The 23203-nt window shown below is 60.8% G+C and carries 21 protein-coding genes; 7 read left to right on the top strand and 14 right to left on the bottom strand.

The annotated features are described in order from the left end of the window. Positions 1 to 74 precede the first annotated feature (74 nt). The 4 genes from KW841_RS18435 to KW841_RS18420 are packed head-to-tail and all read right to left on the bottom strand — an operon-like array spanning position 75 to position 3949. On the bottom strand, positions 75 to 1142 hold the full coding sequence (locus tag KW841_RS18435) for an extracellular solute-binding protein (protein ID WP_218478862.1): 1068 nt from the start codon (positions 1140 to 1142) through the stop codon (positions 75 to 77). A 17-nt stretch (positions 1143 to 1159) separates the two neighbouring features. Continuing rightward, a complete protein-coding gene (locus tag KW841_RS18430; protein WP_218478859.1) occupies positions 1160 to 1948 on the bottom strand; it encodes an ABC transporter permease in 789 nt (262 codons plus the stop codon). Continuing rightward, a complete protein-coding gene (locus KW841_RS18425; protein ID WP_007973317.1) occupies positions 1945 to 2862 on the bottom strand; it encodes an ABC transporter permease in 918 nt (305 codons plus the stop codon). Before KW841_RS18425 ends, KW841_RS18430 begins: the two co-directional genes overlap by 4 nt. A 1-nt stretch (position 2863) precedes the next feature. Continuing rightward, positions 2864 to 3949, bottom strand: a complete 1086-nt coding sequence (locus tag KW841_RS18420; RefSeq protein ID WP_104448379.1) for an ABC transporter ATP-binding protein — start codon at positions 3947 to 3949, stop codon at positions 2864 to 2866. Between the two features lie 140 nt (positions 3950 to 4089). On the opposite strand from KW841_RS18420, the gene KW841_RS18415 reads away from it, so the two are divergent. Further along, on the top strand, positions 4090 to 4779 hold the full coding sequence (locus KW841_RS18415) for a GntR family transcriptional regulator (protein ID WP_007973313.1): 690 nt from the start codon (positions 4090 to 4092) through the stop codon (positions 4777 to 4779). Positions 4780 to 5008: 229 nt separating this feature from the next. Continuing rightward, a complete protein-coding gene (locus KW841_RS18410) occupies positions 5009 to 7072 on the top strand; it encodes a PAS domain-containing sensor histidine kinase (protein WP_218478993.1) in 2064 nt (687 codons plus the stop codon). Positions 7073 to 7737: 665 nt separating this feature from the next. Here the strand turns inward: KW841_RS18410 and KW841_RS18405 are convergent. After that, entirely contained in the window at positions 7738 to 8259 is a 522-nt protein-coding gene (locus tag KW841_RS18405; protein ID WP_218478857.1) for a DUF4142 domain-containing protein, read from the bottom strand. Between the two features lie 43 nt (positions 8260 to 8302). Beyond that, complete coding sequence (locus tag KW841_RS18400; protein ID WP_218478855.1) at positions 8303 to 8479, bottom strand: hypothetical protein; 177 nt, start codon at positions 8477 to 8479, stop codon at positions 8303 to 8305. Between KW841_RS18400 and KW841_RS18395 the strand changes: the two genes are divergently transcribed. After that, positions 8478 to 8711 (top strand): DUF465 domain-containing protein, encoded by a 234-nt coding sequence (locus KW841_RS18395; protein ID WP_095966813.1) that lies wholly within the window; start codon positions 8478 to 8480, stop codon positions 8709 to 8711. The two genes, KW841_RS18400 and KW841_RS18395, sit on opposite strands and share 2 nt — an antisense overlap. A gap of 109 nt (positions 8712 to 8820) precedes the next feature. Next, the gene (locus tag KW841_RS18390; protein ID WP_218478853.1) at positions 8821 to 8982 is read left to right on the top strand and encodes a hypothetical protein; all 162 of its coding nucleotides are present in this window, start codon (positions 8821 to 8823) and stop codon (positions 8980 to 8982) included. A 126-nt stretch (positions 8983 to 9108) separates the two neighbouring features. On the opposite strand, the gene KW841_RS18385 is transcribed toward KW841_RS18390, so the two are convergent. From KW841_RS18385 to KW841_RS18365, 5 genes are all read right to left on the bottom strand, one after another. After that, positions 9109 to 10188 carry an SMP-30/gluconolactonase/LRE family protein gene (locus KW841_RS18385; RefSeq protein ID WP_218478851.1) on the bottom strand — a complete coding sequence of 360 codons (1080 nt, stop codon included), beginning with the start codon at positions 10186 to 10188 and terminating at the stop codon, positions 9109 to 9111. Continuing rightward, positions 10185 to 11330: an SRPBCC family protein gene (locus KW841_RS18380; protein ID WP_218478849.1), complete on the bottom strand. Its 1146-nt coding sequence runs from the start codon at positions 11328 to 11330 to the stop codon at positions 10185 to 10187. The genes KW841_RS18385 and KW841_RS18380 overlap by 4 nt, the downstream gene beginning before the upstream one ends. 106 nt (positions 11331 to 11436) lie before the next feature. Continuing rightward, positions 11437 to 12300, bottom strand: a complete 864-nt coding sequence (locus KW841_RS18375; RefSeq protein ID WP_218478847.1) for a LysR family transcriptional regulator — start codon at positions 12298 to 12300, stop codon at positions 11437 to 11439. A gap of 296 nt (positions 12301 to 12596) precedes the next feature. After that, the gene (locus KW841_RS18370; protein ID WP_007976511.1) at positions 12597 to 12911 is read right to left on the bottom strand and encodes an SCP2 sterol-binding domain-containing protein; all 315 of its coding nucleotides are present in this window, start codon (positions 12909 to 12911) and stop codon (positions 12597 to 12599) included. A 64-nt stretch (positions 12912 to 12975) separates the two neighbouring features. After that, the gene (locus KW841_RS18365) at positions 12976 to 13686 is read right to left on the bottom strand and encodes a histidine phosphatase family protein (RefSeq protein WP_015094879.1); all 711 of its coding nucleotides are present in this window, start codon (positions 13684 to 13686) and stop codon (positions 12976 to 12978) included. A gap of 201 nt (positions 13687 to 13887) precedes the next feature. Here KW841_RS18365 and sohB point away from each other — a divergent pair, with 201 nt between their 5' ends. Beyond that, positions 13888 to 14910, top strand: coding sequence for a protease SohB (sohB, locus tag KW841_RS18360; RefSeq protein ID WP_218478845.1), 1023 nt, complete (start codon positions 13888 to 13890; stop codon positions 14908 to 14910). A gap of 366 nt (positions 14911 to 15276) precedes the next feature. After that, entirely contained in the window at positions 15277 to 19164 is a 3888-nt protein-coding gene (locus KW841_RS18355; protein ID WP_218478843.1) for a dermonecrotic toxin domain-containing protein, read from the top strand. Positions 19165 to 19216: 52 nt separating this feature from the next. Here KW841_RS18355 and KW841_RS18350 read toward each other — a convergent pair whose 3' ends face one another. After that, positions 19217 to 19711: a DUF934 domain-containing protein gene (locus tag KW841_RS18350; RefSeq protein ID WP_007976503.1), complete on the bottom strand. Its 495-nt coding sequence runs from the start codon at positions 19709 to 19711 to the stop codon at positions 19217 to 19219. Continuing rightward, entirely contained in the window at positions 19695 to 21353 is a 1659-nt protein-coding gene (locus tag KW841_RS18345) for a nitrite/sulfite reductase (RefSeq protein WP_007976502.1), read from the bottom strand. The genes KW841_RS18350 and KW841_RS18345 overlap by 17 nt, the downstream gene beginning before the upstream one ends. A gap of 522 nt (positions 21354 to 21875) precedes the next feature. On the opposite strand from KW841_RS18345, the gene KW841_RS18340 reads away from it, so the two are divergent. Then, positions 21876 to 22961 carry an ABC transporter substrate-binding protein gene (locus KW841_RS18340; RefSeq protein ID WP_218478840.1) on the top strand — a complete coding sequence of 362 codons (1086 nt, stop codon included), beginning with the start codon at positions 21876 to 21878 and terminating at the stop codon, positions 22959 to 22961. 5 nt (positions 22962 to 22966) lie between these two features. Here KW841_RS18340 and KW841_RS18335 read toward each other — a convergent pair whose 3' ends face one another. Beyond that, entirely contained in the window at positions 22967 to 23185 is a 219-nt protein-coding gene (locus KW841_RS18335) for a DUF2970 domain-containing protein (RefSeq protein WP_007980782.1), read from the bottom strand. Positions 23186 to 23203: the final 18 nt, after the last annotated feature.

Raw genomic sequence — 23203 nt, 5'->3', positions numbered from 1 at the left:
ATTTGTGAACACCACCAAACCCTGTGGGAGCTGGCTTGCCAGCGATGGCCGCGACTCGGTTTCAAGTCAAACAATCAGCCCTTGAGCTTCGCCCAGATCCTGTCCTGCAGCTCCCGCGCCTTGTTGCTGCATTCCTTTTCCGGACGCAGGCGCGAGGCGAATTCGTCGGGCATGTTGATGGCATCCATCACCCGCCATTTGGCGTCGATCAGCTTGTCGCTCTGGATGCCGTTGGCGTAGGCGATGGCGTTGGACACGGCGGCGGCGTTTTCCGGTTTCATCATCCAGTCGATGAAAATCTTCGCGTTGCCGGGGTGAGGCGCGCTCTTGGGTACGGCGAAGTTGTCCTGGAACATGGCCAGGCCTTCCTTCGGATACACGTACTTGATGGTGCTCTTCTGCAGGGTGGCGCGGGCAGTGGAGCCGTTCCAGTTCTGCATCATGATCACTTCACCGGAGGCCATGCGGTCGACGGTGTTGTCCGAGCTGTACATCTTCAGGAAGGGTTTCTGTTTTTGCAGCAGTTCGAGGATGCGCTTGGCGTCCTGCGGGTTTTCGCTGCACTCGTCGACATTCAGGTAGTGGCTGGCGGCGTTGATCACGCTGCTGGAGGTGTCGAGGGCGGCGAGCTGGCCTTGCAGTTCCTTGCGCGGCTCGAAGAACTCTTTCCACGAGTCGTCGAGCTTGCCGCCGGGCACCCGGGCGCTGTCATAGGAGAAGCCGGTGGTGCCCCACAGGTACGGTGCCGAGAACTTGCGGCCCGGGTCGAAGCTCGGGTCGCGGAACGCCGGTTTGACGTACTGGAAGTTGGGCAGGGCCGAGGCGTCGATTTCCAGCAGCAGGTCCTGGTTGATCAGGGTGCGCATGATCGATTGCGACGGCACGATCACGTCGTACGCCGCGCCGCCGGCCTGCAATTTGGCCAGCAGGGTTTCGTTGCTGTCGTAGCCGTCCATGGTGACCTTGATGCCAGTCTCCTTTTCGAATTTGGCCAGCAGGTCGACCGGGTAGTAATCGGTCCAGTTGTAGAAAAACAGCTCCTTGGGCTCGGCGGCCTGGGCGCCGAACGCAGTGAGTGCGGTGAAGCAACTCAAGGCCAGACTGGCAACGGCGAAACGCATGCTTTTCACTTTATTGCTCATAAAAGTAACCTCCAGGCTCATTGTTGTTTGCCGCGCTGTCCCAGCCAGAAGGCCAGCACCACCAGCACGATGGATATCACCAGCATCAGGGTCGAAATCGCATTGATCTCCGGCGTCACGCCGGCCTTGATCGCCGAGAAGATGTACACCGGCAAGGTGGTCGAACCGGGACCTGCGACGAAGAAGGTCATGATGAAATCGTCGAGGCTGACCACGAACGCCAGTACCGAACCGGACAGCACCGCCGGCCACAGCAGCGGCAAGGTCACCTGGCGAAACACCTGCCAGGGGTTGGCGTACAGGTCGTTCGCCGCTTCCAGCAGGCTCTTGTCCAGGTCATTGAGCCGCGCACGGATCGGCAGGTACGCAAAGGGGATGCAAAAACCGATGTGGGCGATGATCACCGTCAGCAGGCCGAGCTTGATGCCCAGCGCCATGAACAGCAGCAGGGTGGCTACGGCTGTGACGATCTCCGGCAGGATCAGCGGCAGGTTGATCCCGCCTTCGACCATTTTCTGTCCGTAGAACGGCCGGTACGTCGCCAGCGCCGCAAGCAGGGCAATCGCCGTGGCGCAGACCGTCGCGATGCTGGCGACGATGATCGAGTTCAGTGCCGCGGTCTGGATCGACGGGTTGGCCAGGATGCGTCCGTACCAGGCGAACGAGAACTCGGTCCACACCGTCGCCGAACGGTTGGCGTTAAAGCTGTAGGCGATCAGCACGAAAATCGGCAGGTACAGATAGGCCAGCATCAACAGGCTGACTTCACGGGTCAGCGGCAGCTTCTTCAGGTGCAGGGCAATCATGCTTGGGCTCCTGGGCGTTGGGTCTTGGCGGCATTGCGGCTATAGAGGGCGTAGAGCACCAGGGACAGCAACATGATTCCCAGCAGCAGGAACGACAGCGAACTGCCCAGCGGCCAGTTGCGCGCGGTGCCGAACTGCTGCTGGATCAGGTTGCCGATCATCAGCGTCTTGCCACCGCCGAGGATCGCCGGGGTAATGAAGGCACCCAGGCTCGGCACGAACACCAGCAAGGCACCGGCAATCACCCCCGGCATCGACAGCGGCAAAATGATCCGCCGCAACGCATGCCAGCGATTGGCGCCCAGGTCGTAGGCGGCTTCCACCAGGCGCCAGTCGAGTTTCTCCAGGGTCGAGTAGATCGGCAGGATCATGAACGGCAGGAAGCTGTAGACCAGGCCGACGCTGACCGCGAAGTCGTTATAGAGCAGGGTGATGCCACCGGCCTGGGGGAACAGCGCGTTGAGGCTCTGGGCGACCCAGCCGTGTTCGCGCAGGATGATCAGCCAGGCATAGTTGCGGATCAGCAGGTTGGTCCAGAACGGGATGGTGATCAGCAACACCATCAGGTTGCGCCGGCGTGGCGTCAGGCTCGACATCCACAACGCCACCGGGAAGCCGAACAGGAAACACAGGACCGTGGTGCCGCCGGCCTGGAACACCGAGCGCAACAACGCCTGGGCGTAGACCCAGTTCAGTTCCAGTTCGCCGTCGAAACCTTCCTGGAAGAACAGCTGCACATAACTTTGCAATTGCCAGTTGGCCTGCCAGTCGACGCCGCCATAGACGTTGCGCGGCAACAGGCTGATGTAGCCCATGATGCCCAGCGGAATGGCGATCAGGGCCAGCAGGGTCAGGACGACCGGGCTGAGCAACAGCGCGCGGTTGAGGGCCGGGGAAGTGCTGCTGACGCTCATCTCAGGCCTCCATCAACAGGCAGGCGTGGGGCGGCAGGTTGACCGCGACGCGATCGCCCACCACCCGCCCGTGGCTCAGGCCTTCGTTGTTCTCGCGCAGCATGACCTTGATGTCGTTGTTCAAGCGGCACTGATAGAGCGTGGCCGTGCCGACGTACAGCACGGCCTCGATCACGCCGCGCAGGTGATGGGGCTGCGACGGTTCGACCAGTTGCGAACGCTCGGGGCGGAACGCCAGTTGCACCTTGCTGCCGTCAAAGCCCTGGGCCGGGCAGGGGATTTCCACGGGCATGCCGTTGGGCACGAAGAGCTTTTCGTTCTGCTGGCCGCGCTTGAGGTGCCCGGGGAGGAAGTTGATGTCGCCGATGAATTGCGCGACGAACTGGTGCTGCGGACGCTCGTAGATTTCGTTGGGCGTGCCGATTTGCAGGATCTTGCCGGCGGACATCACGGCAATGCGATCGGACAGGGTCAGCGCTTCTTCCTGATCGTGGGTGACGAAAATGAAGGTGATCCCGGCTTCTTTTTGCACGCGCTTGAGTTCGACCTGCATTTCCTTGCGCAACTTGAGGTCCAGCGCCGACAGCGGCTCATCGAGCAACAGCACTTTCGGTTTTGGCGCCAGGGCCCGGGCCAGAGCCACCCGTTGCTGTTGGCCGCCGGACAGTTCGGCCGGTTTGCGTTTGGCCAGGTGCTGCATTTGCACCAGCGCGAGCATTTCCTCGACCCGCTGCGGGATCAGTTTGCGATCAAGGCCCTGCATCTCGAGGCCGAAGGCGATATTCTGCGCAACACTCATGTGCGGAAACAGCGCGTAACTCTGGAACACCGTGTTGACCCGACGCTTGAACGGCGGCAAGTCATTGACCGGCTCGCCTGCGAGGCGGATCTCACCGTCGCTGACGTGCTCGAAGCCGGCAATGGTGCGCAGCAGGGTGGTCTTGCCACAGCCCGAGGGGCCGAGCAGGGTGAAGAATTCGTTGTCGGCGATGTCGACAGAAACATTGTCCAGGGCTGGCGCCAGCCCGGGGTCGTCGGAATATCGCTTTGAGACGTTTCGCACTTCAATTGCAACTGGATGACCCATAATGGTGCATTCCTCTAATTATTGTATGCAAAATCTGGATGCAATTTAGAAATACCCGGATTAATCTGCTCGTGCAAGCCCCTTTTTCAAAGGCTGATCATTCGCCAGGGTTGTTTGCACAGGGCGCAAGGAGTTGATGAATGACGGAAAAGAAACTGGAAACCACGGTCGACCGCGTCTACCAAGGGGTTTACGAGGCGATCAGCAAGCGTTCGTTGCGTCCGGGGATGAAGCTGGGCGAAGCCTCGCTGGCCGAGCTGTTCAACGTAAGCCGTACGTCTGTGCGGGCCGCGCTCAAGCAGTTGGAGGCCGATGGCTTGGTCACCACCGAGCCCAATAAGGGGGCATCGGTGTCATTGCCCAGTGACGAGGAGATCCGCTCGCTGTTCGAAACCCGGCGTCTGGTCGAGATCGGCATCGTCAGTGAACTGTGCCGTCGCCGTGATACAGCGGTGACCCAGGACCTGCGCGATCACCTGCTGCTGGAAGATGAAGCGCATCAAAGCGGTGATCACGAACGGCTGATTCACCTGCTCGGCGAGTTCCACATCAAACTGGCCCGCAGCCTGAACAACCCGGTATTGCTCGACTGGTTCCAGAAGCTGATTTCCCGGGCCTCGCTGTATGCCGCCGCGCTCGATGACGACAGCCACGAAGCCTGCCGCGACGATGAACACCTGCGGTTGATCGAGTACATCGAAGCGGGCAACCAGAGCGCGGCCATCGAGCTGACCTGCATGCATTTGAATGGCATCGAGAAGGCCATTCTCGATGTCGCGGCGACCCTGAAAAGCAGTTACAACCCGCTCAAGCATCTGATTGAGGTGTAGGAGCTGCCGAAGGCTGCGATCTTTTGATCTTGTTGTTAAAAATCAAAGTCAGAAGATCGCAGCCTGCGGCAGCTCCTACAGGGGGTACCTATTTCATCGCATCAGCTATACCTCTATGAAACGAATCGCGCCCGGAATGCTCGAAACAAACGGGTGCCATTTACCGGGATAGAGCCAGCCGATGCAGTTTCTAGCGGATAGCCACGGGTGTGCCGGGTGGAACGGCGAAATGGCCGGGCGCATTCGTGCGTTCGACTGGAGCCGGACCGAACTTGGCCCGCTCGACTCATGGTCCAGGAGTCTGACCAGCGCGGTGCAGTTGATGCTCGCTTCGCCGCTGCCAATGGTGATGCTCTGGGGCCAGTCCGGGTACATGATCTATAACGACGCTTATTCCAAGTTTGCCGGTGGGCGTCATCCGTACCTGCTCGGCTCCACTGTGGAACTGGGTTGGCCAGAAGTCGCCGAATTCAATCGCCACGTGGTCGACACCTGCCTGGCGGGCGGCACCTTGTCCTTTCGCAACAAAGAACTGGTGCTGCTGCGTGACGGGGTTCCGGAAGATGTCTGGATGGACCTCTACTACAGCCCGGTAGCCGACGATGACGGACGCCCGGCCGGGGTCATGGCCATGGTGGTGGAAACCACGGAACGGGTGATCTCCGAACGACGGCGACAGGCGGCTGAAGACGCCTACCGCGCCGACAACGAACGGGTGCGCCTGGCGCTAAACGCCGGTGCATTGCTCGGCTCCTTTGTCTGGGACATCAAGGCCAACGTGCTGTCGGGCGATGAGCGTTTTGCCCGCGCGTTTTCCTATCCCCTCGGGCAAGACCTGGAAAACCTGTCCCAGGAAATCGCACAAAGCCGCATCCATCCGGATGACCGCAGCTGGGTCCGGGAACGGGTCAGATTGTCGGTGGAGACGGGCGAGCCCTATAACGTCGAATACCGGATCCGGCGCCCCGACGGCAGTTACCTCTGGGTACTCGCCAGTGGCTGTTGCGAGTTCAATGAACAGGGCGAGGCGTTTCGTTTCCCCGGCGTGCTGATCGACATCCACGAACGCAAGACCGCCGAAGAGTCCTTGCTCAAGTTCACCCGCAACCTGGAGCAGCGGGTGGCCGATGAGGTCGAGGCGCGGCTGGCGGCGGAAGATCAATTGCGCCAGTCACAGAAGCTGGAAGCCATCGGCGGCCTCACGGGCGGTGTGGCCCATGACTTCAACAACCTGTTGCAAGTGATCGCCGGTAACCTGCACTTGCTGGCGCGCCATGAGCGGGGTAACGCCAATGTGCAGCGTCGGGTCTCGGCGTCGATTGCCGCCGTCGAACGCGGTGCCAAGCTGTCCTCGCAATTGCTGGCGTTCGCCCGCCGCCAACCCTTGTCGCCTGCGGTCTTCACATTGCGGCAGATTTTCGATGGCCTGGCGGAGTTGTTGCTGCGTGCCCTGGGTGAAACCCTTCAGGTGCACATGACGGCACCCGAGGATTCGTGGAGTGTGTTTGTTGATCGCAACCAACTGGAAAACGCCATTCTCAATCTGGCGATCAATGCCCGTGACGCCCTTCAAGGCGAGGGCAGGATTGACCTGTGCGCGGAAAACATCGTCCTCGATAGCAAGTTTTGCGTCGGTAGGGGCATTGCCCCGGGGGACTATGTGCGGGTGTCCGTGACCGATACCGGCGTCGGCATGCCGCCGCAGGTGCTGGCCCAGGCGTTCGAGCCGTTCTTCACCACCAAGGCCGACGGGCAGGGCACCGGATTGGGCTTGAGCATGGTGTTTGGCTTCGTCAAGCAGAGTGGCGGTCATATCGAAATCGCCAGTGACGTGGGGCGGGGGACCCGGGTGCAGTTGTACTTTCCGCGTACCATGCGCGCGGTACCCAGCGAAACGCCGGGCCCCGATATGCCGCAACGGGGCGGGCACGAACGCATCCTGGTGGTCGAGGACAATGAGGCCGTGAGAGTGTCGGCGGTGGAGTTGTTGGGCGAGGAGGGTTATCAAGTCCTCACGGCCGCCAACGCAGACGTCGCCATGCAAATGTTGCTGGATGGGGTGACGGTGGACCTGATATTCACCGACGTGGTAATGCCTGGCCTGATCAAGAGTTCGGACCTGGCGGCCTGGGCGAAGGTGCAGGAACCGCCGGTGGCGGTGCTGTTCACTTCGGGGCATACCCGCGACATCATCTCGCGCAATCACCAGCTTAGCCCGGATACCTATTTGCTCAGCAAACCCTACAGTCCGGAAGCGTTGACGCAGATGGTGCGGACGGTTCTTGGTGGCTGAGTGGCTGACAAAATTCCCTGTGGGGCGAGCCTGTGTTGGCTGGGTACATATCCGTTTCTTCGGTAACGGCGGCTTATGGTTTCGCCCTTACGGCGAGTCACTTTTTTTACAAGCGCCTAAAAAAAGTAACCAAAAAAACGCTCGCCCCGAACGTACGGCCCCTCGCTGAGGCTCGGGGTTCCTTCGCTCCGGTATTCATCCGGGGGCATTGCCCTCCGGTCGGCTTCGCTTCGACCTACATGCAATGAGTTCGACTGCGTCGAACGGCGCTGCGCGCCCATCCCCGGATGAACACCTCCACTCAGCCTGCCGAGGGGGCGGGTAGATCAAGAGCTGCAGGCGAGCTAACGCTCGGCCTGATGAGTGATGAGAAGCGGCGCGGTGTGGACTGCTCTGCCTTTGCTCTTCTGTGGGAGCGAGCTTGCTCGCGATGGCGGCCTGCCAGCCGACCAATTTCCTGGGGCTGTACTCGGCACCTGTGGGAGCGAGCCTGCTCGCGAAGACGGCCTGACAGCCGACCAGTTTCTTGGGGCTGTACTCGGCACCTGTGGGAGCGGGCTCGCGAAGAGGCCGGTACATCCAATAGAGATGCTTGCTGACCTGAGCGTTCGTCGGATCGACTCCCGGAGCAAGCGCCGTCCCACAAGGATGCATGGATCACGCAGCTACTTGCTCGGATGGGCGGCCTGGAGTTTTTTCGCCATTTTCAGGTGTTTTTCCAGCGCCGGCAGCATTTTTTGCGCAAAGCCCTTGAGCTCGGTGGCGCCCTTGACCCGGTCGTCCGTCACCGTATTGGCTTCCTTCTTGAACAGGTCGATGGTTTCTTCATGGGCCTTGACCTGGTTGTCGGCATAGGCCGCGTCGAAGGATTCGTCGCGCATGTCGAGGATTTTTTCCTTGGCTTGTTTGGTCAGCGTCGTGCTGTCCGGCACTTCGATGTCGAATTTTTTCGCCAGGGCCGCCAGTTCATCGTTGGCCTTGGAATGATCGGTAATCATCATGTTGGCGAATTTCTTGACGTCGGCTGATGCACTTTTTTCCAGGGCCAGCCGGCTGGTCTCGACTTCGGCGATGCCGCCGGCGGCCGCTTTGTCGACAAAGTCATTGGAAGTGGCAGCCAGGGCACTGCCCATGCAGCTGCTGATTGCGATAACCAGGGCCAGGTGACGCACGTTGAGTCGGTCCATTGGTGATTCTCCGCACAGGTTTTCAAAGGTGATCGAGTGATCGTTAACCGGTGGAGGCGGCGGCGCAGGCAAAGGTTTTATCGCATTTGCGACAGGACGACGAACGGGCACCGCTGGTCTGACAGATGGTCGACAGAACGGGCCAACCGAGGCCATTCTGATAGTCGGTGAACGCAATCAGTCGGCGTTTGCTACCGATTAACAAACGGAGGTGTTCCATGCCGGTGCCCCATGACCTTTTTCAGGATCTGAGTTGCACAAAGGAAGAAATCCAGCAGAAACGCACCAAGGATCCGTTACTGGATTCACTGATCAACAAGTATTCCCTGGCTGATGCCGAAGTGGTGAAAGCGGAGGAGGCCAAATCCAGCGATGATGCGGTGACGAAGCTCAAGGCGAAGCGCTTGGAGGTCAAGGACAAGATCGTCAAACAACTCCAGTTGCGGTCCTGATCCAGCGTGCCTGCCACCGACGATCGGTGACTGGAAAGTTGGAACGGCCACCAGAACCGGCACCTCGAATGCTCAGAGACCGATATCACGGCTCTCAACGAGGTGCCTCATGACCCAGCCCAAATATCCCAGTGAACAACAGGGTGGCTACGACCCGATACCCACTCATCCCGAACCGCTGAGCCCCGAACACACCACGGTCAATCCCGAGGAAGAACCGGGCATTGATGAATGGCAGGAGGATGAAGGTGTCGACATCGATCCAGAGTGAACACTGTCCCCTGTGGGAGCGAGCTTGCTCGCGATAGCGGTGGGTCAGTCGATATAAATGCGGACTGGTCGGGCGCCATCGCGAGCAAGCTCGCTCCCACATTGGTGCTTGGTTGAACTCAACAGATCATTGCAACGCCTTGCTCAAAGGCAACCGCGCCATGTTCTGCGCCTTCAGTGAACCGAAATACAACCAGTCCCCATACTCGCGCACCGTGGTGATCGGTGAGTAGTTGTCGCTGCTGCCGTCCTGCAGGTTGGCGATCACTTTGCCTTCAAGGTCCAGGCCCAGGGCGAACCCGCGCTTTTCCACGGGTTTGGGCAGGACGGTCATGGCTCGCACGATCATCTTGCGCACGAACGGATGCGCCGCTGTGCCATCGAGCAGGGCGTTTCGGGGGGCATACAGCGCCACCCAGAACCGGTCGTGACCATTGAAGGACAGGTTGTCCGGCAGGCCCGGCAGGTTGTCGATGAACAGGTCTTGGGTGCCGGCCTTGGGGCCGCTGAGCCAATAGCGGCTGATGCGGTAGGCGCCGGTTTCATTGACCAGCACGTAGGCATCGTCCGGTCCCAGGGCCACGCCGTTGGCAAATTCCAGCTTGTCCAGCACAACCGACGTTTTGCCGGTCTGGAAGTCGTAGCGCAGCAATCGACCGTCACCACCGTGTTCGAGCACGGCCTCACCGTCGTGGCCATAACCGAAGCGGCTCGAAGCGTCGCTGAAATAAGCGTAGTGACCGGGTTTGTCGATGACCACATCGTCGGTAAATCCGAAGGGAACGCCGCCGGCCTCTGTGGTCAAGGCCACCAGGCGACCCTGGGCGTCGAGAGACAACAAACCCTTGACGGCATCGGCGATCACCAGCAGACCATTGGGATGCCGGGCCAGGCCCAGTGGCCGGCCACCGGTGTCGGCCAGGACTTTGGTGGTCTTGCCATCCAGGCTGGTGCGGATCAGGCGCCCGTCGTGCAGGCCGGTGATCAGGGTGTCGTTTTCCAGCAGCAGGGCTTCCGGCCCGTCGATGTCGGCGGCACCGACGCGCTCCATGCCTTTGAGACGCTGATTGTCGGCGTAGATTCCGCTGGAGAGGGACGGCGCGGGTTGTGGCGTCCAGGCCACCGGTCGCACCTTGGTCGGCATCAGCAGCAGGAAGGCACCGATGACGACAATGACCAGCAGCAGGCATTTGAGGATTCTGCTCACGCGTTGACTCCGGTTGCCACCAGGTATTTCTGCGCCATCTCGCGCAACGCTAGCATCGACGCCGCCGATTCCCGGTCGATGCGCCGCTTGAGCAACAACCGGTTGGCAATCCGCATCGCCAGACCGCTGAACCGGTATTCCAGGGTGCGGACGAAACGTGTGTCTTGGCCCTCGGCTTCGCATTCGTAGGTGACCACCAGCGACAGGCCATGGTCACCCTGGGCGCGCGCGCTCCAGCGCTGGCCGGGCAGGTACTGCGCCACTTCCCAGCTCAAGTGTCCTTCACGGCCGCCGGCGCGGATGTCCTCCTCGAAACGTGAGCCGGCATGCAATGGACCTTTGGGTCCATCGATGTGCAGCGACGACGGGTGCCATTGCGGCCAAAGGGTCACGGTGCTGGCGTAGGCCAGTACATCGGTCGGGTGTCCGGCAATGACAATCTGATGCTGCATGCGGGTCATGGGCGTTCTCGTCGGGTTGAGCGGCACAGGTTCCGGCTCCCAATAGAGGGTGCCGAACAGGTAGTCCATCAGCGGGAAAACGATGTTGAAATTACGCTCCTGCATCCGTTCGCGGCGGTGGTGCAGTTCGTGCAACCGGCGCATCTGGCGGATCCACGGCAGCCGTGTGAGCGGGTTGCGCGACGGCAGATGTTCGCAGGCATGGAACACCTCATAAGCCAGGTAGCCGAGGACAAGAACGCCGCCGACCAGTCCGGCGACGTTGGTATCGATGTGCTTGAGCAACCACCAGAGGGGCAGGGCCACGGCGAGGGTGTGCAGTACGATCAGCCAGGCCGGAAACAGGATCACCCGCCAGTCGCGGGCGCTGTCGTAGGTCATGTGGCCAGGGGTGAAAAAACTGTGGTGGTCGCCGGCGTGACGGGCATAAAACAGCCGGGCGAAGCGCTTTTTATGATGCCCCAGGTGGCGATGCACCATGTACACGCCGAGGTTGAACACTAGCAGCGTGACGGGCACCGCAAGCCATTGCGCCGGCTGTACCTGATGCACGTTGCTCCAGAAAGCGCTGATCGCCAGCGCCCCGAACAACAGGACAAAAGCGCCGTGCAGCCAAGGGTTGTAGAGCGGATGAATGGCGGCGCGGTAACGGCTGCGGAATCCTTCGGTGGTCTGCCTCACTGCAATCACCTGTCGTTATTGTTATTTCCTGCAGATTAGTCGATTCCGCTGTTTTGGCGGGGCGAACCTTGAGGACACAACGGCCATGATCCGGTGCAAACCGGTCTCACGTCAGCGGGTCCCAGCGTTGCGACCAGTCTTCGTCGGAATCGATCACCTCGCGCAGCAGGTCGAAGGCGCGTTGCAGCGTCGGCGAGTCACGATCGCGGGAGTAGACCAGATAGGTCGGGTAGCTGAACTCCGGAGCCTTGGGCACCCGTTCCAGGGCGCCGCTATCGAGATAGCTCTGCACGACACGGGTGCGGAAGTAACCACTGCCGCCGTTTTCGAGAAGGTACTGCAAGCCCAATGGACCAAGATTGAAACTCAGCGCAGCCTTGGCTTTTTCCGGCAGGGCGGCATCGTGCTGGCGCCGGAATTCGGCGCCCCAATCGATGTACACATAAGGATCGGGCCTGTCGGCCAGGCGCACGAGAATCAGTTTTTCTTCGAGCACCTGCTCGACCTGCAAACGCGGCCAATACTCGGGCTGATACACCAGTGCAGCATCCAGAACGCCCAACTCCAGTTGACGCAGGAGGTTTTCGCCGTCATGGATTTCCATGCGCAGGGCGTGGCTGGGGATGTGCTTGCGGATTGCGCCGGCCCAGCCGAGCATCAGCGGGTTGCACAAGCTCACCTCGCCACCGATGTGCAGCACATCGCGATAACCCTCGGGCAAGGGCAGATCACGCCGTGCGGCTTCCCAGGTTTGCACCAGTTGATTGGCGTACACCACGAACGCTTCACCGTTGGGCGTCAGGCGAGCACCGGCACGGTTGCGCACAAACAGGGTACTGCCCAGTTGGCTCTCGAGCTTCTGCACCCTTGCGGTGATCGCGGTCTGGGTGACATGGAGCTTTTGCGCGGCGGCAGCCAGGCTGCCATGGCGGACGATTTCGAGGAAGGTGCGGGCGAGGTCGATGTCCATGGGGCGGCCTGTGTGGGAGGTTGAGGCATTGTAAGAGCACAAACCTCCCAGGCACCACTCATACCCTGTGGCGAGGGGGCTTGCCCCCGTTGGGGCGCGAAGCGGCCCTTGGCGTCCTTCCGATGAGTCGAAATCAATGGTGGGACGACTGCTTCGCAGCCGAACGGGGCGATGCGGCGATCCGACAAGCCCCCTCGCCACAGGTCAGCGGCGTGTAGGCAAAAACGACGAATCCCGCCACTAGGGGCGGGATTCGTTTGCAGCAGGCACGCTCCCGAAGGCCGGGAGCCAGGTGCTTAGGACGGGAACAGCTCGGACAGTTTCATGGCCAGCATCATGTCGCCTTCAGCGCGCAGTTTGCCGCCCATGAACGCTTGCATGCCGTCGGTCGAACCGTCAACGATGCCTTCCAGGGTTTCGCCGTCCATCACCAGAGTCACCTGAGCGTCCGGGTTCTCGCCTTCCTGCAGCTCGCAAGTGCTGTTCTTGACGATCAGCGAGAAGTTCTTGGTGTCGTCGATGCGGAAACCGAAGACCAGGTCCAGACCGGCAGCAGCGGCTGGGTTGAACTTGGCTTTCATTGCTTGTACGGCGTCTGCTACGGAGGTCATGGTTCGATCCTTTCTTGGGTAATAAGAGCTGGGTGGTTACTGCCAGGGTCACAATAGTCCGGACTCAGCGAAACGTGATGAGTTCCGGGGCCTTCAACAGTTGCAGGTGCGCATGACTGTTGAAGGAAGCCAGCGACACCTCGCGACCACGAAACTTAAGCTGGTTGAGCGAGGTGTTGACGATTTGCCAGTTCAATTCAAAGGCCTGCCGGGCAGGCATTTGCGTAATCAGGTGGAGCAGGGCAGTGATGGTGCCGCCGGAGGTGAACACGGCGATTTTCTGGGTGTTGTCGGCCTGGTCGAGGATCCGATGCAAGCCGGCCCGCACCCGCTCGACAAACCCCAGCCAGCTTTCCAGGCCCGGTGTGTCGTAGGTACCGGCGAGCCAGCGTTCGATGATCAGGGCGAAGATGCGCTGGAACTCGCCACGGTTTTGCGCGGCGTTGCGCAAGATGTTCAGCGCTTCGGGTTCGTCCGGCAACATGGCCGGCAACAGCGCGCGGATCACCGCGTCGGCGTCGAATTCGTTGAAGGCGGAGTCGGTCTCCAGCAGCGGCACCGGCAGGCCCACCGCGGCGAATTGCTCCAGCGCGCTGTTGGCCGTGTGCTGCTGGCGGCGCAGATCCCCTGCCAGGCAGCGGTCGAAGCTGATCCCGAGTTCGGCCAGGTGCCGACCAAGGATTTCCGCCTGACGGATGCCGGTCGGCGACAGGACGTCGTAGTCGTCTGCACCGAAGGAGGCCTGGCCATGTCGAATCAAATAGATACTGCCCACGTCCGCGTCATCCCGGTACGTTGAAGGTTTGGCGAGGTTATGAGGATGGCGGTGAGCTGTCAATGAAAAAACATACGCTTGTTTGAAATGCTCGTTACAGGCCCGTTGCCAGAGGTTTCACGGCTGGTCGCAAGGTCGGCGCATGGGTATGCTGGAGGTATCCCGCGCGCGTTCAAGCCGCGCATCGTTTGAGGAGTCCCCGTGGAGTTTTTTTCCGAGTACGCCATTTTTCTGGCCAAGACCGTGACCCTGGTGATCGCCATTCTGGTGGTCCTGGCCAGTTTTGCGGCCCTGCGCAGCAAGGGGCGGCGCAAGTCGTCCGGCCAGTTGCAGGTCAGCAAGCTCAATGATTTCTACAAAGGGCTGCGCGAACGCCTGGAGCAAACCTTGCTCGACAAGGACCAGCTCAAGGCCCTGCGCAAGACCCAGGCCAAGACCGACAAGAAGCAGAAGAAAAAAACCGAGGCCAAACCCCGGGTGTTCGTGCTCGATTTCAACGGCGATATCAAGGCTTCGGCCACCGAAAGCCTGCGCCACGAAATCACGGCCTTGCTGACCCTCGCCACACCCAAGGACGAAGTGGTCCTGCGCCTGGAAAGCGGCGGCGGCATGGTTCACAGCTACGGCCTGGCCTCTTCGCAACTGGCGCGTATCCGCGAAGCCGGCGTGCCCCTGACCGTGTGCATCGACAAGGTCGCAGCCAGTGGTGGCTACATGATGGCGTGCATCGGCCAGAAGATCATCAGCGCACCGTTCGCGATCCTCGGCTCGATTGGCGTGGTGGCGCAGTTGCCCAACGTCAATCGCCTGCTGAAAAAGCACGACATCGACTTCGAAGTGCTGACCGCCGGCGAATACAAACGTACCTTGACCGTGTTTGGCGAAAACACCGAGAAGGGCCGGGAGAAGTTCCAGCAAGACCTGGACATCACCCATCAACTGTTCAAGAACTTTGTGTCGCGCTACCGCCCGCAACTGGCGATCGATGAAGTGGCCACGGGCGAAATCTGGCTTGGCGTCGCGGCGCTGGACAAGCACCTGGTCGACGAACTCAAGACCAGCGATGAATACCTCGCCGAGCGCGCCAGCAAGTCCGAGCTCTATCACTTGCATTACGCCGAACGCAAAAGCCTGCCGGAGCGCATCGGCATGGCCGCCAGCGGCTCGGTCGATCGTGTGCTGTTGAGCTGGTGGAGCCGTTTGACCCAGCAACGTTTCTGGTAACGGGCCAGGAAATTTTGCCAAACATCCAGCCGGGGCATTTGCCCCGGTTTTTTTTGGGGTGTTTTCAGTGGTTTGGAGGCCGCGCGGGCGTGGTCCCTTGTGGGAGCTGGCTTGTCGGGTCGCCGCATCGCAGCGATGGTCGTTAACGATTACGCGTGTGAATTGGATTAGCGCGGCGCACTGGAGTCCATCGCCAGCAGGCTGGCTCCTACAGGTTCCCGGGAATCTTTTTTTGCCTGCGAACGCTTGCCCGATGTCCTCCACGGCACGGCGAAATCTCTGTAGTCGGCAGGCGACCGTTCCTGCTTTCGGCAACGCGGCGGCTGGTTATGTTGGTGTTCCAAAAATAGTTGCCATGGAATGCACATGAACGACCTTCAGACACCGCTAAATCCCCAGCCTGCGCCATTGCGCGAAACACTGCAGTCTGTGGTGAACGCGGCTTTACCGCAGTCTCCCGAGCAGTTCGGTGCGCAGTTGATCAAGGAGAAATGGGGGCAAGACATCGACCCGCAAACCGCGCTGTTGGTCACCCTGGATTACCGCTACCGCGGGCATCCGCCGCAGGACGGCATCGAGCAAGGTCGGGTGGCAAGCACCCAAACCCTGGTGCAGGCGTTGCTGCAGAACTACCAGACCGTCGGCGACGGGCGCTTCGCCGAAAGCGCGTTTGGCTTGTACACACCACCCGATGTCGGCCCGTCCATTCGCATCGTGGAGCATGTCGATGAGTTCGCCGACCACGGCAATGGCAACCACCATACCTACGAAGGCATCTATCGCCAGACCACGCCCCAGGTGTATGGACCGGCAACGCAAATTGCCCTCAGGCCGGCAGCGTTCAAACAGTGGGTGTGGGAGCTGGATTTGCAAACCCGCTATCAGGCATACCTTGATCGTGCCTGGCCCTCCGATAAGCGAATCGTCCAGGCGCAGCCTTACGACCTGAGAACCTCGGCCAAGGCCGCCTTTATCATGAGCGCCTGCCTGCAACACCAGGAGGGCAGTTTGAGTCAGGAAGGCCTGGCCCTGGCCATGCAGGCCGCCGACTTGCCAGCGGGGCAGGCATGGAGTGCGCTGACCCTCGATCAGCTACAGGCGCCGACGCGTGTCAGCGCGCCGATCGAGGCCGGTCGGCTGACGATCTATCGCTACACGTCGGACGATATCTGGTGTTATCGCCACCGTCACAGCGGCCGGGTCCTGCTGAACATCCCGGGCAACTCCTCACCCTTGCATGAATTCACCGACTGGCGGCACCTGCGCCAATGGATCGTGGCCCAAGGCAAGGTGCCGGCCACACGCCAGGCGCTGCTCGCGCATTTTGCCGAGAACGATCGGGAAGACGGCACCTTCCATGCGGGCGTGTCGACCGCGTTGGAGGGCATGGCGGTATACCCGAAGGAACACTGGCTGAAAAGGAGCGCCGGGCTCTTCAACGACGACGGTTTCTGGGACCCGCAGGATTACATCGATCTTGAGCGCGCTCCCTCCGGCACCGATCCGTTCGCGCAACTGGTGCTGACCATGAAGCAGGCCTCGATGGCCAGCGTCAAAACCATCCGTGACGATGCCCAGGTCAATCGCGACAACCTGAGCGCGGTGGTAGAACCGCTGGTGCGCTGGATCAACCGGCTGGGGCCATTGGCCTTGTTCATTCCGGGAGGCGAGGGCGTTCTGGTGCTGGCCGGCCTGATCGACGCCGGTTATGGCCTTGATCAGGCCATCAACGGCAAGACACCGGAGCAGCGCTCCGAGGGCGTGACGCGCAGCGTGTTCGGCTTGCTCAATGCGCTCCCGCTGGTCGGGGCCGTGGTGGCACTCAAGGGCGAAGAAAAAATCGCCGCAACCCTGCACGAGCCGGGGGAGCCCGCGAGCGAGCCGCGTCCCGGTACGCTGGCCAAGCCCGTAGCCGGATCGGTTCCGGCGCCGGTGTCGACTCGCATAGAGCTGTTGCGTGAGGTGTGCGCACCCCATGCTGCCTTCAGTGATGAGGTACTGGGGCAGATCGCCCGGGTCAGCACGGTCGACGACGATATGCTGCGTCTGATGCAAGCAGGTCGCCCGCCAACGCCGTTGCTGGCCGATACCATCACACGCTTCAAGCTCGATCAGGAACTCGAAGGCGTCACCGATGCGCAAGCGCGGGCCGGATTGTTCAACGCCCGCTATCAGGCGCTCCAGCACTCGGAGCGGGAATGGGTTCGCCTGTTTCAGCGCGAATACCCAGGATTGCCGAAAGGCGCCGTGGAGCAAATCCTCGACCGTTCGGGAGTCGACATCCATCGGCCCTTCGACGCTGACGAGGCGCTGCAATTGCTCAAGCGACTGGACAACAAATCGCGAGACTACCAACAGCATGTACGACTCAACCGGGCCTATGAAGGCTTGTATTTGCGTTCGGTCCGGAACCCCGAAACCGATGTCCTGGCACTGCATTCCTTGCAGCGCCTGCCCGACTGGCCGCAAGGCCTGCGTATAGAGGTACTCGACGGGGCAATCAGTGGCCGAGTCCTCGACCGCTGCGGTCCGCTCGATTCCACGGATTGCCGGCGTTTGATCAAGGTCGGTGACCGCTATCGATACACCGCGGTGGCGGCTACCGACGGTGAGGGTTCGGATCTGTTTACCGCGCTGGTCGACCTCTTGTCCGTGGAGGAACGTACGGCGCTGTCGCTTGACTCGCCGGATGCTGCCAGCGCGTTGCGGTTGCGCATTGGCAATCATGCCTTGGCCCGTTCCGAGTTGATACTCGGCTTGAATCGAATGAATTCGCGGTTGCCTTTCGAAGCCGGGGGGTTGCGCGGTGGCGGCTTCCCGAACACGCCACAGGCCGCAGCGCTGACCCACGGAGTCATGCGCCTGCAGGTCAAGGATCTGTATCCGGATTTCACCGATGCCCAGGCGGATGAGTTGCTGACTGAAGCGGGTGCCGGCGCTCAGGCACTGGTGGATCGCCTGATTGCGCAGATGCAGCAGTTGCATGCCGATCTGCGCCAGTGGATCGACCAGTCCGTGCTGGATGCCAATGACATGGACATCGATTTTCTGGCCGTGGGCGATGATGATGCAGAGGGCATGAGCCCCGGGCAGGTGGAGGCGCACAACGTCGAACTGCTGCAAACCGTGATCGATTTCGAGCGTGAAACTCGGACCGAGCTGGGCGATGAACTGATGAGCATCTGGCAAAAATGCCCGCCCCGGATCAATAGAGTGATGTCGGGTGAGGCGTTCTCCGGGTACAGGCTGGATCTGGCTTTCGAGGACTACCATCGGTTGCCGACGATGAACGTACGCTTCAATGAGGTCGTCGAGTTATCGATGCTGGGCTTGCACCTGATCGAGCGCGAGAGCCTGAGCGCCTTTCTCGAAAGTTTTCCGAACCTGCGTTCCCTGAACCTGGAGCGTGTCGACCTGCGTCGACTCAACGCCGACGGCGTACTGGAAGGTGTGCTGCCTCAACCGATTCGGCAAATGACCCGTCTCACTACGCTGAACCTGAGCAGCACTTTGCTGCAGTTTCAGGAGAACACGGCTGCACAGTTTGGTGACCTGGTGAGCTTGCAAACGCTGGACCTGAGTGACAACCCTCTGACCGTCCCGCCCGTTGTCCTGGGGCTCAAGGAGTTGCGTGTATTGAACCTGAGAAACACCGGGATCAGCCGTTGCCCGGTGGGCATCGCCAATCAGCCGTACCTCACCTCGCTCGACTTGCGAGGCAACCGGATCAGCCGGGTTCCCCAATCGATAGTGAATCAGGCGGTCTCCCGGGATCGGGTGAAACTGTGGGGTAATCCGCTGACGGATGAAGATACCTTGCTGCGCCTGGTCGATCATCGCGAGCGTACCGGCATCAATCTGTGGCTGAGTGAACCGGGTGCCGATTACGGCAGTGCGACGCCCTGGCTGGAGGAGGGCGATGAAGGAATGCGCGAGGCGCGGCAACAGATCTGGCAACGACTGGCCGTCAAGCCATCGGGCAGTACGTTGCTGCGGGTCATGGATGGATTGCGCCTGACGGCGGATTTCCAGGTCGGCTATCGGTCGCTGCAGGCGCGTGTGTGGCGCTTGCTGCACGAAGCGGATACGTCAGAAGAGTTGTGGGGCTGGTTGCGTCAGAGTGTCGAAACCCGGGTAGGCGATGCGCAAAACCCGTTCAGGATGTTCGTGGTGCTGGAAGATCGAGTCCGGTTATACCGTGACTGGGTCGCCATGGGGCGGCCGATTCCGCTGGTGGAACATCCGGTGTTCTAGCGCCAGGAATAACCCCCCTTGAACCCCGGGGCCGGGGTTCAAGGGGTGACGGTCAGCGGCGACGGAACAGCGGCAGCGGTTCGTCGGTCGCGGCCTGATAGGTCACCGAGAAGTCCTTGAGACCTTCCAGGGCTTCGTGCGGATCCTTGTCGGGGCGAATGGCGAACGCGTCGAAACCACAGCGATGCATGTAGAACAACTGGTCACGCAGCACGTCGCCAATGGCCCGCAATTCACCCTTGAAGCCGTAGCGGTCACGCAGCAGGCGGGCGTTGGAGTAGTTGCGGCCATCGGTGAATGCCGGGAAGTTCAGGGCAATGACCTGGAACTGCGCGACGTCTTCACCGATCTCCTCGGCTTCTTCATCGGCGTCAAGCCAGATGCCCAGGCCGCCATCGCGGGCCAGGAGCATACGGCTGTGTTCGCGCCACAACTGCAAGGGGACGATGTAGTCGTCGCAGTTGGTGATCTCGTCGATGCTGAAGTCCTTGGGCAGCAGGTGCCAGGTCTCGTCGACGACCTCGTTGTTCTTAATGATTCGCTGCATAGACACGCTCCTTGAAGAGGTCGATACCAATACGCTGATAGGTGTCGATGAAGCGTTCGTCTTCGGTACGTTGTTCGATGTACACGTCGATCAGCTTTTCGATCACGTCAGGCATGGCTTCCTGGGCAAAGGACGGGCCGAGGATCTTGCCCAGGCTGGCGTCACGGCTGGCGCTGCCGCCGAGGGAAACCTGATAGAACTCTTCGCCTTTCTTGTCCACCCCGAGGATGCCGATGTGGCCCACGTGGTGGTGGCCGCAAGCGTTCATGCAACCGGAGATGTTCAGGTCCAGCTCGCCGATGTCGAACAGGTAGTCCAGGTCGTCGAAACGGCGCTGGATCGATTCGGCGATCGGGATCGACTTGGCGTTGGCCAGGGAGCAGAAGTCGCCACCCGGGCAGCAGATGATGTCGGTCAGCAAGCCGATGTTCGGCGTGGCGAAGCCTTGCTCGCGCAGCTCGCCCCACAGGACGAACAGCTTGTCCTGCTCGACGTCGGCCAGAATGATGTTCTGCTCGTGGGAGGTACGCAGTTGACCGAAGCTGTAACGCTCGGCCAGGTCGGCCACGGCGTCGAGCTGTTTGTCGGTGATGTCGCCCGGTGCAACGCCGGTAGGCTTGAGGGACAAGGTCACGGCCACGTAGCCCGGTTTCTTGTGGGCCAGGGTGTTGCGTGCGCGCCAGCGGGCGAAGCCCGGGTGCTGCAGGTCGAGATCGGCCAGGGCGGCGCACTGGTTGTCCAGCGCCTTGTAGTCCGGGTCGACGAAATGTTTGGCGACGCGCTGCACTTCGGCTTCGGTCAGCGTGGTCTGGCCACCGCGCAGGTGCTCCATTTCCGCGTCGACTTTCTGCGCGAAGACTTCAGGCGTCAGCGCTTTCACCAGGATCTTGATCCGCGCCTTGTACTTGTTGTCACGACGGCCATAGCGGTTGTAGACCCGCAGGATGGCGTCGAGGTAGCTCAACAGGTCTTGCCATGGCAGGAACTCGTTGATGAATGCCCCCACCACCGGCGTACGGCCCAGGCCACCACCGACCAGCACACGGAAGCCCAGTTCGCCAGCGGCGTTGTGCACCGGCTCAAGGCCGATGTCATGGACTTCGATGGCGGCACGGTCGGAAGTCGAACCGTTGACGGCGATCTTGAACTTGCGCGGAAGGTAGGCGAATTCCGGGTGGAAAGTCGTCCACTGGCGCACGATCTCGCACCATGGGCGCGGGTCGATCAGTTCGTCGGCGGCGACACCGGCAAACTGGTCGGTGGTGACGTTGCGCAGGCAGTTGCCACTGGTCTGGATCGCGTGCATCTGCACGGTGGCCAGTTCAGCGAGAATGTCCGGAATGTCTTCCACGGCCGGCCAGTTGAACTGCACGTTCTGCCGGGTACTGATGTGGGCGTAGCCCTTGTCGTAGTCCCGGGCGATCTTGGCCATCATTCGCATTTGCCGCGAAGTCAGTTGGCCGTAAGGCACGGCGACTCGCAACATCGGTGCGAAACGCTGGATATAAAGGCCATTTTGCAGGCGCAGGGGGCGGAATTCTTCTTCGCTCAGCTCGCCTGCCAGATAGCGTCGGGTCTGATCACGGAACTGCTTGACGCGGTCCTCGATGATCCGCTGATCGTATTCGTCGTATACGTACATATAAGTCCTGTTCTCAGGCTTGGGCCGGTCGGAAACAGCGGCGTTTTTTGGCTGGCTGGCGTCCGATAAAACCTCGGCAATTCTGCGCGCACGGCCGCGCACTCCCTACGGAGCCGGGGCAAGATACCAGTTTGCAGTTATGCGTAAAAGTGATGTTTGAGCATATGTAAAGAACCAAATCGCCTAATGAGAATCGTTGTTGCAAAGACCCTGTTTGTGATGCGGGCAATCGTCGTCTTTACTCTGCTCGAGTCTTTATGCAATCACCGATAAAACCGACAAGAGGCGATGCAATGAGCAACCCAACCAAAGCACGGAAAAGCGATAGCACCGTAGATGCCTGGGCAATCTTGTTCCTGATCATTCTGGTCGTGGGGACGGCGGTTTTCTGGGTCAGCCACCAATAAACGACCCGTCCGGGCCCGGTTCCGACGATTGTCCGACAAAAACCGGAAAAATCGCCGTTCTACGGATGTTCGCTGGCTATAATGCGCGGCGAATTTCCGGGGGCTCGGACGACCAATGTTGAAGTTTCTGTATGGCGTATTGCTGACGCTGGGCATGGTCGTGGGACCTTGTGCCCAAGCGGCATCAGTGCTGTTCCTGAATCCGGGAACCCCAGCGGAAGCGTTCTGGGCGAGTTACTCGCAATTCATGCAGGCTGCGGCGACGGACCTGGGGATGGACTTGCGTATCCAGTATTCCGACCGTGTCTCCGAAAATACCATCCGCCAGGCTCGTGAAGCCCTTCAGGGCGACCATCGTCCCGACTACCTGGTCTTCGTCAACGAGCAATACATCGCCCCCGAGATCCTGCGGCTGGCCAAAGGCAGCGGGGTGAAGCTGTTCATGGTCAACAACGCCCTGACGACGGATCAGATGAAACTGATTGGCGCGCGGCCTGACAAGTATCCCGATCTGCTCGGCAGCCTGGTGCCCAATGACGAAGAGGGCGGCTACCTGATGCTCAAGGAACTGATCCGGCAGCACGGTCCGGTGGCGCCCGGCCAGACGATTGAACTGCTGGCCTTTTCCGGTTTGAAGATCACCCCGTCCGCGCAGTATCGCGAAAAAGGCCTGCGGCGCGCCTTGGCCGAGCACCCCGAAGTGCGTTTGCGCCAGTTGGTGTACGGCGGCTGGACCCGGCAACGCGCCTACGAGCAGGCCAGGCTGTTGTTCAAGCGCTACCCGCAGACGTCGTTGGTCTGGGCCGCGAACGACGAGATGGCGCTGGGTGTGATGCAGGCGTATGTCGAGGCCGGCGGCGTGCCGGGCAAAGGCGTGCTGTTCGGCGCAATCAACAATTCACCCGCGGCGTTGCAGGCACTGCTGGACCGTCGCCTGAGTGTGTTGCTGGGCGGGCACTTCACTCTGGGGGGCTGGGCGCTGGTGCAATTGCATGACTACGATGAAGGCGTGGACATCAGCCAGTACGGCGGCCGCGACCGCCAGATACCGTTGCTGCAACTGATCGACCGGGCACAGGCCAGGCGACTGCTGGCGATGGGCGCCACGCAGGACTTCGGTGTGGATTTTCACAAACTCTCGGCCAAGGGCCGTCCAGCGTCCTGGCGTTACCCGTTCACCCTGCAAACCCTGATGCACTGATCGCGTCAAACCCCGGCCAGGAGTAGCACCAGCTTGACGATGCCGAACAGCGTCAAGGCGAACACCACCGTGAACAGGATCCCCAGAATCACGAAATGACTGGGCTTGCCGTGGGTGAAATCACGGGCCCGGTTCTTCCCGCTCTGCACCCCGAATGCCGCCGCCATGACGCTGTGCAGCATTTGCCAGAAGCTCGGCGGCTTGTTGTCGGCCGGATCGTCCATAAAACCCTCGCCTGAAAA

Origin of the sequence: Pseudomonas sp. PDM28, from assembly GCF_019219115.1 — a bacterium.
GTDB lineage: Bacteria > Pseudomonadota > Gammaproteobacteria > Pseudomonadales > Pseudomonadaceae > Aquipseudomonas > Aquipseudomonas laurylsulfatiphila.
The sequence above is the reverse complement of the archived record's forward strand: the minus strand, read 5'-3'. Positions and strand labels throughout refer to the sequence as shown.